General features: G+C 38.8%; 11 protein-coding genes. 8 read left to right on the top strand and 3 right to left on the bottom strand.

What is annotated here, in order from left to right; translation table 11 throughout:
• The first annotated feature begins 340 nt into the window (after positions 1 to 340).
• From purM to IQ226_RS18410, 5 genes are all read left to right on the top strand, one after another.
• Positions 341 to 1,366 carry a phosphoribosylformylglycinamidine cyclo-ligase gene (gene purM, locus IQ226_RS18430; RefSeq protein WP_193897714.1) on the top strand — a complete coding sequence of 342 codons (1,026 nt, stop codon included), beginning with the start codon at positions 341 to 343 and terminating at the stop codon, positions 1,364 to 1,366.
• A 241-nt stretch (positions 1,367 to 1,607) separates the two neighbouring features.
• Positions 1,608 to 2,294 carry a PHP domain-containing protein gene (locus IQ226_RS18425; protein WP_193897713.1) on the top strand — a complete coding sequence of 229 codons (687 nt, stop codon included), beginning with the start codon at positions 1,608 to 1,610 and terminating at the stop codon, positions 2,292 to 2,294.
• A 142-nt stretch (positions 2,295 to 2,436) separates the two neighbouring features.
• A complete protein-coding gene (locus IQ226_RS18420) occupies positions 2,437 to 3,711 on the top strand; it encodes a dihydroorotase (RefSeq protein WP_193897712.1) in 1,275 nt (424 codons plus the stop codon).
• Between the two features lie 366 nt (positions 3,712 to 4,077).
• Positions 4,078 to 5,514 (top strand): FAD-binding domain-containing protein, encoded by a 1,437-nt coding sequence (locus IQ226_RS18415; RefSeq protein ID WP_193897711.1) that lies wholly within the window; start codon positions 4,078 to 4,080, stop codon positions 5,512 to 5,514.
• A gap of 321 nt (positions 5,515 to 5,835) precedes the next feature.
• Positions 5,836 to 6,516 carry a conjugal transfer protein TrbI gene (locus IQ226_RS18410; protein ID WP_193897709.1) on the top strand — a complete coding sequence of 227 codons (681 nt, stop codon included), beginning with the start codon at positions 5,836 to 5,838 and terminating at the stop codon, positions 6,514 to 6,516.
• A 158-nt stretch (positions 6,517 to 6,674) separates the two neighbouring features.
• Here the strand turns inward: IQ226_RS18410 and IQ226_RS18405 are convergent, their stop codons facing one another.
• Entirely contained in the window at positions 6,675 to 8,042 is a 1,368-nt protein-coding gene (locus IQ226_RS18405; protein ID WP_193897708.1) for a sensor histidine kinase KdpD, read from the bottom strand.
• A 294-nt stretch (positions 8,043 to 8,336) separates the two neighbouring features.
• Here IQ226_RS18405 and IQ226_RS18400 point away from each other — a divergent pair, with 294 nt between their 5' ends.
• A complete protein-coding gene (locus IQ226_RS18400; RefSeq protein WP_193897715.1) occupies positions 8,337 to 8,666 on the top strand; it encodes a DUF3155 domain-containing protein in 330 nt (109 codons plus the stop codon).
• Between the two features lie 462 nt (positions 8,667 to 9,128).
• Here the strand turns inward: IQ226_RS18400 and IQ226_RS18395 are convergent, their stop codons facing one another.
• A complete protein-coding gene (locus tag IQ226_RS18395) occupies positions 9,129 to 9,662 on the bottom strand; it encodes a cofactor assembly of complex C subunit B (protein ID WP_193897706.1) in 534 nt (177 codons plus the stop codon).
• Between the two features lie 123 nt (positions 9,663 to 9,785).
• Between IQ226_RS18395 and IQ226_RS18390 the strand changes: the two genes are divergently transcribed.
• Positions 9,786 to 10,358, top strand: a complete 573-nt coding sequence (locus IQ226_RS18390; protein ID WP_039203095.1) for a DUF3611 family protein — start codon at positions 9,786 to 9,788, stop codon at positions 10,356 to 10,358.
• 110 nt (positions 10,359 to 10,468) lie between these two features.
• Here IQ226_RS18390 and IQ226_RS18385 read toward each other — a convergent pair whose 3' ends face one another.
• The gene (locus tag IQ226_RS18385; protein WP_370567198.1) at positions 10,469 to 11,050 is read right to left on the bottom strand and encodes a Uma2 family endonuclease; all 582 of its coding nucleotides are present in this window, start codon (positions 11,048 to 11,050) and stop codon (positions 10,469 to 10,471) included.
• A 222-nt stretch (positions 11,051 to 11,272) separates the two neighbouring features.
• Between IQ226_RS18385 and serS the strand changes: the two genes are divergently transcribed.
• Complete coding sequence (serS, locus tag IQ226_RS18380) at positions 11,273 to 12,553, top strand: serine--tRNA ligase (RefSeq protein ID WP_193897702.1); 1,281 nt, start codon at positions 11,273 to 11,275, stop codon at positions 12,551 to 12,553.
• Positions 12,554 to 12,593: the final 40 nt, after the last annotated feature.

The following is a 12,593-nucleotide window of genomic DNA, read 5'->3' as shown; positions in this document are numbered from 1 at the left end:
GATCTACACGCGTAAGATCGTCGGCAGCGTCAGCTGTGTATAAGAGACAGGTTGTATTGCTAAAAAGACGGGGATTTTAGTTTCATGGAGATTTTTTGACAACAACAATGGAGGGCGCAGGCCCTGCGCCCCTACGGGTTTGGCGATAAAAAACTGTATCTCATAACATCAAGAAGTGCTATATTAGGTTTTAGATTATGTTCAATGCAATATCTTATCGCTTAATTGCGAATTAATTGGGTAGTAGGAATGACATTTTCCTGATCGGAAGAGGTTTTAGCAGCTAAATTGTGTGATAATAATAACCTAAAGTTATGAATTGATAACGGTGTAGTTAGGCATGGATTATCGGGATGCAGGCGTTGATGTGGAAGCAGGTAGAGCTTTTGTAGATCAAATTCGCAATTTGGTTCACAGCACCTTTAGAAAAGAGGTTTTGGGGGGACTGGGTGGCTTTGGTGGTTGCTTTCAACTGCCTACAGGTTACAAAGAACCAGTTTTGGTTTCGGGAACAGATGGTGTGGGGACAAAGCTGAAAATAGCTCAAATTCTCAACCGTCATGATACTGTGGGCATAGATTTGGTGGGGATGTGCGTTAATGATGTGTTGACATCGGGTGCAGAACCGCTGTTTTTTCTAGATTATGTGGCTACAGGTAAGTTAGACAAGGAACAATTAACTCAGGTGGTAGCGGGGATAGCTACTGGTTGTAAATTGGCGGGTTCGGCTTTACTGGGGGGAGAAACGGCGGAAATGCCCGGTTTTTACCAGGTTGGTGAATACGACTTGGCTGGTTTTTGCGTGGGAATTGTGGAAAAAAGCCGAATGTTGGATGGTTCTCAGGTGCAGGTGGGTGACGTGGCTATCGGTTTAGCTAGTTCAGGTGTCCATAGTAATGGTTTGAGTTTGGTCAGAAAAATTGTCAGTGATGGTGGTTTTGCTTGGACTGATACCCCAGATTTATTCAATGGTGCATCTATTGGAGAAACTTTTCTCACGCCTACACGCATTTATGTGAAATCTGTTTTAGCTGCGTTGCAATCAGGTTTAGAAGTTCATGGCATGGCTCACATTACTGGCGGCGGTTTACCAGAAAATTTACCAAGATGTTTAAGTAAGGGTCAAGGGATACAGATGATTCCTAATAGTTGGACTATTCCCCCTGTCTTCCATTGGTTAGCTGCGGCTGGTTCTGTTGGTGCTGAGGCTATGTATAATACATTTAATATGGGTATTGGGTTTGTGTTATTAGTTCCACCTCAGCAAGCAAAACAGGTAATTACTCATTTTCAATCTCAGGATATCTCTGCTAATGTAATTGGTGAAGTGATCAGTGGAGCAGGTGAATTGAGCAGTTTGTGGTAACAATAGCGGTAAACAGATAGAAACTATACGCAAAATTTATATTCTCTTGATGGAAGTAATCAAAAATACTCATCGCCATCAGCGTTAATATTTGCTAACGTAGTCTTAACATATTGCAAAAATCAATTGGTGCAGTTGAGGAAGTATCTGTATTTACTGGTTAATGGTATTGGTTATATCTCGTTTACAAGTGTGGCGTGTTGGTGTTTTGAGAAGAATGTAATTTTTGTGTAGAGGGGTTATGGTTATAAATTTTGCCCGGACTACTGTTTCTAAGGAACTACTAAAGCAAGTATTCCAACGCATTGATGCACAAAGTTGTCCCCAGTTATTTAATTTTCATATGCACACGGTTCACTCCGATGGCAAACTAAAACCGGGTGATTTGATGGATCAAGCGATCGCAATTGGTTTAAAAGGGTTAGCTATTACTGATCATCATAGTATTAGTGGCTACCAAGCAGCCCTGGTTTGGTTAGAAGATTGGAAATGGCGTAATCCTGATGCTCATGCTCCATATCTGTGGAGTGGTGTAGAAATTAACGCCAATCTGCTGGATAATGAAGTTCACATTTTGGCTTATGCTTTTGAGTTAGAACATCCCAGTATGCAGCCATATTTACAAAAAACTCCGAGTACAGGGAAGGCTTATCAAGCAGTTAACGTGATTACAGCTATTCACGAAGCGGGAGGACTAGCGGTACTTGCTCACCCAGCCCGGTATAGGCGATCGCATTTTGACCTCATTCCTGCGGCTGCGGGTGATGGTATTGATGGGGTTGAGACTTTCTACGCTTACAATAACCCCAAACCGTGGAAACCTAGTGTGGTGGAAACTGAGGAAGTTCAACAATTAGCGGAAAAATTTAATTTATTTAGCACCTGTGGTACTGATTCGCATGGCTTGAATTTGCTGCAAAGGTTGTAAATCTGTATTTACCTCTTTTAAACTCCTGGTTTACTAACCAGGTGACAGGTTACAGGTTACAGGTTACAGGGGGAAAATTATTTCTAATGACTAATGACTAATGACCAATGACCAATGACCAATGACTAATGACCAATGACCAATGACCAAAGAACTATTAAAACAAGTAAGAGTAATTGATCCTGTCCAGAAAACTGATAACGTAGCAGATGTATTAATTATTGATGGTTATATCCAAACTATCGCCTCGCAAATTACAGATTTTAGTGACGATACCTCTATTCGTGATTGTCAAGGACTAATTCTTGGAGCGGGATTAGTTGATTTATATAGTCATTCAGGTGAACCTGGATTTGAAGAGCGAGAAACTTTAAGTTCTTTCTTGCAAGCTGCCGAAGCGGGTGGTTTTACTAGGGTGGGTGTTTTGCCAGATACATCACCACCCATTGATCAACCTGCTTTAGTGGCGCAGTTACAGCAAGAGAGAGATAGAGGAAAAGCTTCTCCCCATTTGCATATCTGGGGGGCAATTACCTTAGATTTAGCAGGTAAACAATTAACAGAGGTAGCAGATTTAGCCACAGCGGGGGTTGTGGGTTTTACTGATGCTAAACCTTGGGACAATTTGGGGATAGTCAGACGGGTTTTGGAGTATCTTCAACCCTTTGGTAAACCTGTGGCTTTTTGGCCATGCGATCGCCATTTGGCAGCTAATGGTAGAATCAGAGACGGTGCAGAAGCCTTACGAATAGGTTTATCTCCCATTCCAGTTAGTGCGGAAACAACAGCAATTGCCGCTTTATTAGAATTGGTCGCGGATGTTGGTACACCAGTCCACATCATGCGTGTTTCTACTGCTCGTAGTGTAGAATTAATTACCAAAGCTAAATCTCAGGGTCTGCCCGTTACCGCTAGTACTACCTGGATGCACATTTTATTAGATACAAGAGCTATTAGAAGCTATCACACATCCTTACATTTAGATCCGCCCTTGGGAAACCACCAAGATATGTTATGCTTACGGGATGCTGTGCGAACTGGGATTATAGATGCGATCGCTATTGATCACGCACCTTATACTTATGAAGAAAAAGTTCAAGCCTTTGGGGAATCACCACCGGGGGCAATTGGTTTAGAATTAGCATTACCCCTACTTTGGCAAAATCTTGTCACCACCGGAGAATTTACAGCTTTAGAATTATGGCGCGTTTTGAGTCATCAACCAGCAGCTTGTTTACAACAGGAAATTAAAGCAATTCAACCCGGTGAAAAAGCTGAATTAACTTTATTTAATCCGTTGCAAACTTGGAATGTAAACAAAGCAAATCTGCAAACACTTGCTTATAATACTCCTTGGTTTGGTCAAGAAGTTACAGGTCGGGTTGTGCAAATTTGGTGTGATTCTAATTTAAAATGAAGCTGCGTGAAGTAAGATTTTAATAATAATTGAACGCAGATGAACGCGGATAAACGCAGATAAATACGGATGATAATTAGGGCTTGCCGAAAAAACGTAAAACGTAAATGAATCAAAGGTTTGAGGTTGATAAAAAGGAAAATAGTTGCAAGGTTTTTGAGGAGGAGTAGCACCAAAACGGAGCATTTTACCTCTAATAAACTTAAAAGTTTGGGGGTGACAGATAGCTAAAACTGTCACCTGTCAACTGTCACCTGTCACCTCTCTTCACTAGAAGACTTATTCAGCAAACCCTAATTATTCTGGGCAGCTTCACATAAAATTGGTATACTATAATTTAGTACATCAGAACTATATTAATATTCAATGTCTGATTTAATTCTGTTTTGGCATCGTCGAGATCTACGCATTTCTGATCATACAGGACTAGCTGCGGCTAGAGAAAAAAGTGCGAAGATTGTAGGTGTATTTTGTCTAGATCCCCAAATTCTCGCAAGTGATGATATTGCCCCCGTTAGGGTAAAATATATGATTGGCTGTTTGCAATCTCTCCAAGAAAGATATCAGCAAGCAGGTAGTCAATTATTAATTTTACAAAATGATCCTGTGATTGCAATTCCCAAATTAGCAACAGCATTAAAAGCAAAAGCCGTATTTTGGAATTGGGATGTTGAACCCTATTCCCAAACACGAGATCTAGCAGTAATTGAAGCTTTGAAAACTCAAGGAATTGAATTTCTTAATGACAATTGGGATCAGTTATTACATTCACCAACAGAAATTTTTAGTGGTGCGAAAACTCCCTATACTGTTTATACTCCTTTTTGGAGAAATTGGATTACTAAATCTAAAGCTAAACCAGTTAAACCTTTAGCAAATCTAGAAAATTTAACAGCAGAAGAACAAGAAATTTCTCAACTCACAGGAACTATTAATTTACCTTCTGCCGCAGATTTGGGTTTTATTTGGGATGCAGAATTAATAATTGCTCCCGGGGAATTAGCAGCACAAGAAAAGTTAGATAATTTTGCCAAAGCTGCTATTAATGAATATCAAGAACAAAGGAATTTTCCCGCAATTGATGGTACATCTCAATTAAGTGCCGCATTAAAGTTTGGTGTTATTGGTATGAGAACTATTTGGCAAACTACTATAGAAGCGCTGGCAAATAGTAATAGTGAAGAAGTAAATGCCAGTATCCAAACATGGCAAAAGGAATTAGCGTGGCGGGAATTTTATCAACACGCTATGTACCATTTTCCAGAATTAGCTAAAGGTGCATATAGAGACACTTTTAAAACATTCCCTTGGCAAAATAACGAAAAGTATTTTCAAGCTTGGTGTCAAGGTAAAACAGGTTATCCCATAGTAGATGCCGCCATGCGTCAATTAAATGAAACCGGCTGGATGCACAACAGATGTAGAATGATTGTTGCCAGTTTTTTGACTAAAGATCTAATTATTAATCCCCAATGGGGAGAAAAATATTTTATGCAGAAACTCATTGATGGTGATTTATCTGCTAATAATGGAGGCTGGCAATGGAGTGCTTCTAGTGGTATGGACCCTCAACCATTACGCATTTTTAATCCTGCCAGTCAAACCCAAAAATTTGATGCCGAAGCGGAATATATTCGTCAGTGGATACCTGAATTGCGTTATGTAGCTCCAGAATACTTGGTAACTGGGAAAATTCCCCCGTTAGATTACTATGGAATAAATTATCCTCAACCAATTGTTGATCATAAACAACAGCAAGCGTTGTTTAAGCAATTATATCAACAACAAAAGACTATTGGTTAGCATTAACAAATCCTAAATACTAAAACAATCAATCTATTAGGCACCTCCAAAATAGGGCGTTGGTGAATTGGGGTATGAAAGTCGAAAATTCCATCTCTCAAACTCTTACTCTCTGCGTGAAATAAAATCATACTTTTACACAGATTGGTCTTATTGTGTTCACCTACTTAAAAGGATATAATTGCAGTTTTCCAAACCTTAACCAAACCTAATTCGCTCATAAACCCTAATTATGCAGTGCTTATGCTTAATTAACAATTGTCCAGAAACTATCCTAGCGAGTCCACGTCATCTTAATATATGTTATTTGGCAATCTTATCATGAGCCGTTCTATCCGTTGGCAATCTAGCACCGCTGCACTCATGGCTATAGCCATTACCACAGGTGTAGCTACCCCCCTTGTGTCCTTTAGTCCTGTTATGGCACAAGGATTTAATATCAATCAATCGCGGACAATTAGTATTCGCTCTGGTGCGACTTTACCTGTTACTTACGAAAAAGAGAAGGTTATTGTCAAACCGGGTGAAACATTGGCTTTAACTCTAAAAATAGCTGATAATGTTACTGATAGTAACAGAAATATTTTAATTCCTGCTAATAGTGCGGTTATTGGGGAATTACAACCAGTAAGATTAAATACTCGATCTTCTAGTAATAATCAGCAAGGTGTTCGTTTCGTAGCCAGAGAATTAGTATTTCCTTCTGGACAACGACAACAAATTTACGCTAACTCTAAAACTATCACCCAAACAGAAACAATTACTAAGGGAGCAAGCACTGGACAAATATTAACTGATGCTGCTATTGGTGCGGGTGCTGCTAGTGTAATTTCTTTGATCACAGGTAATAAGAAAATTGAAGTTTTAGAACCTGTTGGTGGTGCAGCAGCGGGGGCTTTAGCTAGTATACTATTACGGAAACCAAAAACTGATGTTTTTGTGCTAAGACCAGAACAGGATTTAGATATTACGCTGACTTCAAATTTAGTGATAACTCGTTAATATATAGGACTCCTATTTGATTTTTGATAGCTTGCGTGGCGTAGCTATACAAAACTCGGTACACCTTTATAAGTTTTACTCCTGACTGGGCGCAGTTCCCTGTTCCCTGTTCCCTTCTTTTGTAAAAACTATTCTCAATTTATAATGGATTTTTCAGTCTATTCCCTATTTTTACCAACGGACTGTAACCAAATAATAAATGTAGTTCCTGGGGCATTTGGTAATGTGATAATTGAGTTAATGGCTGGACTAAAAACATCTATATTTCCCTGCATTTCTACTATTAACTGTTTAGCAATGGCAATTCCTAAACCAGTTCCCGGAATTTCTGTTTGTGCCTGTACGCCTCGGTAATGTCTTTCTCCTAAATGTTCTAAGTCTTGTGGAGGAATACCCGGTCCTGTATCACTAATAGCAATACCTTGTAAATTTCCTTTTTGTTGCCCACATTGTACTAATATCTTACCTCCAGGTGGTGTATATTTTAAGGCGTTATCAAGGATATTACTCAAAACTTCTCGTAAGGCTTTTTCATTCACTTTGGCTAGAGGTAAGTGGGGAGAAATTTCTGTGATTAATTGTAAATTTCTTTCTTGGGCGATCGCTTGTGCAGATATTAATAAAGGTGCTAATAAATCTACTAAGAAACAATTAGTTAATTGTTCCCCTGTTCCCGGTAATAATAACGCAGGTTTAGCTACTTTTTGCACATTTGCGTTAATAACTACTTTTGATTCCGGTAGAGGTAAAGGTTCTAAATCTGCCGTATTTAAATCAATTACTTGATCAAATTGTTTTAATAGTTCTTGTAAGCGATCGCTCTCCCGGACTATACTGGTAGCGACTTCCCGATTAGGATCAACCGGTAGGATTCGCTTAAATAGTAATTTCCCAAAGGTGCGGATAGCAGTTAAAGGGTTACGAAACTGATGTAAAAGATTATCTAATAAATCCCGTTGTCTTTCTTGGAGAATTTGTTCCTGCTGGAGTTGATGTTGTAACCATGACTGGCGCTGGTCTAAAATGCAAGCGATCGCTACAGTCTTAGCAATCCGTTCAATTTCCCTTTCCTCCCGTTCATTCCATTCCCTATCTTCTCTGGCCGTCACCAATAACCCCATCATTACACCTTCATAAATCAAGGGTACAACAATTTGGTTATGACTAAGCAAATATTCATCCTGCGCATCATGTAAATTTTGTTTTCCTGTTGCTGCCGATTCCCCTGATTCATGGGAGGATATTGGAGTCGGTTTTAACAATCTCATTTGCTGATTGGGTAATGCCAAAACATTAGCTAACTTTACAGGATAACCTTCCCCCACGTCACTATATTCATCACTAGGATTTAATGCTATGGTCTCTGGATACACCATTACTGGAATTAGTCGCGCCTCTGCTGTAGATTTTTCTACTAGTTCTTGCGTCAAATAAACAACGCTAAAGCTCGCTCCCATCCCTTGGGTTAGCAGAGCCATTTGCTCTCGACATAGAGCAAGAAAATCAGAACTGGCAGACATTAGCATGAGTTCAGGAATCTAGGAGGAAAAAGGACTCACCGAGTCAGAAGTCAGGAGCAAGGAAGAACGAAATTACCCAGTCCCCAGTCCCCAATCAAGGTTTATAGCTATCTAGTTTAGTCTTGTAATGGCTGAAAAGTCAGCAATTTTTTTAATTTTTAATTCTGCATTTTTCAGAGTTTTCCCCCAGTTGTATCAAAACATTAAAAACTATTGATCTTTTGAGATAGAACTTATATAATGACGACGGATTTTGTAGCCATAACTACAGTCTATAGCTTGAAACAGGAGGACAATAGGTTGGCAAGGAGACGCAAACGGAAAAGTCGTCGTAGGCAAGAAGGACGACGCATACTTGAGCATATCCCTCAGTACAGCATTGAAAGTGGCGAAGATAAACCTGTGACAGCAGCAAGAAAGTTTATTCAAGCTGAAGGTATCATGCCACCCGCGCTGCTACTAGTAAAACGCAACGAACATACAACAGACCGTTATTTCTGGGCGGAAAAAGGTCTGTTTGGCGCTCAATACGTAGAGGAGAATCATTTCTTGTTCCCTAGTCTTAGGATTTTAGAATCACCAACAGCACCAGTACCAGAACCTGCCGCTGTTGCTGTGGCTAGTAACTAAACAACAAATGACTATCATATCTTGCAAATGTGACTTCTGACTCTGTGAATAATTAACTGGCAATTGTGACCAGTTTGTTCAAAAATTCCATTTTTTTTAATTTTTTGGTTGGATTTGCCAGTAGGGTTTAAATACATTCTCTCAAGTCATGGCATAATTGATCCCTAATTAATCTATAACAGATTAGATTAATCAGTTTTTTATCAGCTTATACAAAAGAGAATAGTGACAGGGCTAAGGTCATCCAAAAAATGAAGCAGGAATTATTTATGCTCTCACTAATTTGGACTACTATCAAGCTCTGTCCACCAATTTAAATTTTTCCTCATGACATCCCCAGCATCAGGAAGATTAACAGCACTAACAGAATTTTCTCTTCTTCCCTGCTGCTGATTTCCTCAAAACTTGAGTCAGAAGCTTATATGAATCTAGATAATGCTAGTTTTCACCCCCAACAATCAATCAAGTGTCAAGCGTCTTTAGCTGTAATGCCCTTTGTAACTCAGCCAGTTCATCTCTATGGGCAGTTACAGTGATTGTACTTGAGAAGTTTTGTTCACTTGGGATATTTTCCATCTTGAGTGATACCTTCTCAAGTCTTCCAGATTTTTTCCAGTACAATAATCCACTTAAAGGCGAAAACAGGATTATGACTAGAAAAAATTGCCCAAAATCAGGAAACAGCATTGATAGAACCAACGCCAAACAACCCAAACCTACGAACGCTAATACAGTCAAAAATATAGCTAGAAACCAGCTAGGACTAACCAATCCTTCAAAAGTGACTTGATTTTTAACAGCATCTACCGCTGCGACTCGATAAGCACGAGAGCGAAAATACTCTTTTAATGCAGCCATTAATGTATTCCCATCTTGTTCTGAAGCCAATCGCATCACTTCCGTCCGGTCTTTAGTTGAAGCCCGTATAAAGAAAAACAAGCCAACTGATAACAGAAAAGTTAACAGGAACGTAGATTGAGAAACAGTAGAATTCATAACTAGATTTTTACGTCTGAAATTTTCAGTAGACTTAAACCATTATCAATTATTCTGGAAACAGGTAACAGCTAACAAACAACAAACGGAAGTTGTTCTTAATTTTTAAGTTTTAATTTTTATATGACGCAAAACTCCGAAACACCATCATCTAACCTCCGGGCTATAGCCCAACAATTTCGCCTAGCAGGTTGGATTAGTTTGTGGATTCAGTTGGTATTAGGTGTAATTTCTGGAATAATTGTCCTATTATTTGGCATTTTTAGTCAAAAAGCAGGTAGCCCCAGTAATAATCCAGGAACGGGCTTTGGCGTATTTTTAGCAATTTGTGGTATACTGCTGCTGGGTGCTGGCATTTACTTAGCTTATCGCTACACAAGAATCGGCAAGAAATTAGAGTCCCCTAACCCTACTAATCGCCCTCGGAAGGTGGAAACCGTGCAGGTATTACGTTTAGGTCTATGGATAAATTTGGGGGGAATATTAGTCACTTTATTGGGAGCGCAAGCGATCGTTGGTACACTAGTAGCTAGGTCTATATCTCCTCAAGCAGTAACTACTCAATTATTTGACCCGACTCGGATTATTAGCGGCTTAGATATGCTCATAGTCCAGGCAAATACAAACACTGTGTCAGCGCATTTCGCTGGGTTGTTGTCATCCTTGTGGTTAATAAATCGCATTAATAAACCATAATTAATAATTGACAGTGGTTGTCGCGGTATGCACTTGAATGAGATCCAGAATCTACAGTAAAAGCCATACTATAAGAGACTATTAACTCCTGATTCCTGCTATATGGTATCTTAATCCCTGAAAACAGGTAATTCTAAAATAAATCCTGGTAAAACATTTTCTCCCGATAAACTTGTCGGTAATGGTACTATTTCTACAGATTGATTTTGACGGTAAATTTCTACTTGTTGATTTTGAGGATCAATTAACCAACCTAAACGTAAACCACTATTAAGATATTCCTGCATTTTCTCCTGTAATTGACTCAAAGAATCTGTACGAGAACGTAATTCTATAACAAAATCAGGACAAATTTTAGCAAATATTTCTTTTTCTTTAATGCTTAAAGATTCCCATCTTTCATTAGCAATCCAAGCCACATCAGGAGAGCGTTTACCACCATTAGGTAGAGTAAAAACAGTGGAAGAACTAAATACTTTTCCCAGTTTGGTTTGACGATTCCAAATCACAACATCTGCATTAAATTCTGACTCTCTATTACCACTAATTGCACCCACTGGAGGCATAATTATTAATTCTCCTTTAGCTGTTTGTTCAAGTTTCCAATCTTCATTGATTTGACATAGTTGATAAAACTGTTCATCACTTAACTCTACATTTTTGATATTTAAAATAACTGATTGAGTTGTCATCATTTCTGAAAACTCCTTAACGCTTAGGTAATGGAGAAGAGTATCTGAACTAATTATCAACTATATTTTGTAGATTTGCTACTGATTATAATTAAACGCAGATAAACGCAGATAAACGCAGATGAGAAAGGTGGCATTAGTATATAGGGTTTAGCATTGTTAAGCCCTTACGATTAATTATCTCAATCAAGTATAATTGACAAAACTTAACGAAATTCACCAATGCTAGATATTAAACAAATTAGAGAAAATCCCCAATTAATACAAGAAAAGTTGAATACTCGTAGTGGTAAATACGAGATTCAGCCTATCTTAGATTTGAGCCAACAACAACGGGAACTGGAAGTCAAACGCAACGAACTCCAAGCCCGCAGTAATGAAATTGGTAAACTGGTGGGACAAAAGGTAAAATCTGGTGTTAATCCTCAAGATGGGTCAATTCTGGCTTTAAAAGAAGAAGGAAACAGCCTCAAAATCACATTAAGCTCATTAGAACCCCAGGAAAAGGAGTTAAAAGCCCAAATTCACCAATTACTCTTAGCACTTCCTAACCTTCCCAGTGATTCTACCCCCATTGGTAAAAGTGAAGATGATAACCAAGAAGTGAAAACATGGGGAGATGAATATAAACCCGAAAATCCCAACATTGTCCCCCATTGGGAAATCGGCGAAAAGTTAGGTATTTTGAATTTTGAAAGAGCGGTAAAAATTGCCCAAACTCGGTTTGTAAGTTTGATAGGTGCAGGTGCTGCTTTAGAAAGAGTATTAATCCAATTTATGCTTTCTAAACATATTGAAAATGGCTATATAGAAGTTAGTCCCCCGTTGTTAGTTAATACTGATTCTTTAACGGGAACAGGACAATTACCCAAATTTGCAGAGGACAGTTTTAAATGTGCAGAAGATGATTTGTGGTTAATTCCTACTGCGGAAGTTCCTGTCACTAATTTTTATCGAGAGGAAATTATCAACGCGGAAGAATTACCAATTTATCATACTGCATATACGCCATGTTTTCGGCGGGAAGCGGGAAGTTATGGACGGGATATGCGGGGTTTAATTCGGTTGCATCAATTCAATAAAGTTGAGTTAGTAAAGTTAGTAAAACCGGAAAATTCTTTTGATGAATTAGAGAAATTAGTTGGAAGTGCTGAGAGTATTTTACAGGCTTTAAAATTGCCTTATCGGGTGATTAATTTATGTACTGCTGATTTAGGTTTTGGGGCAACAAAAACCTATGATTTAGAGGTGTGGTTGCCTTCTGCTGGCAAGTATCGAGAGATTTCTAGTTGTTCTAATTGTGTTGATTTTCAAGCGAGAAGGGCGGATATTCGCTTTAAGGAATCTGGTAAGAAAGGGACGCAGTTTGTGCATACTTTAAATGGTTCTGGTTTGGCTGTGGGTAGGACTATGGCAGCGATTTTGGAGAATTATCAGCAACCAGATGGGACAATTAAAGTACCGGAGGTTTTGCAGGTTTATTTGGGTAGGGAGGTTTTGTGATTTAGGGGTTTTGACCACTAAAAACACCGATACATAAAGG

The sequence above is a fragment of the Dolichospermum sp. LEGE 00240 genome, assembly GCF_015207875.1.
GTDB lineage: Bacteria > Cyanobacteriota > Cyanobacteriia > Cyanobacteriales > Nostocaceae > Dolichospermum > Dolichospermum gracile.
This window is presented reverse-complemented; position numbering and strand designations above follow the sequence as displayed.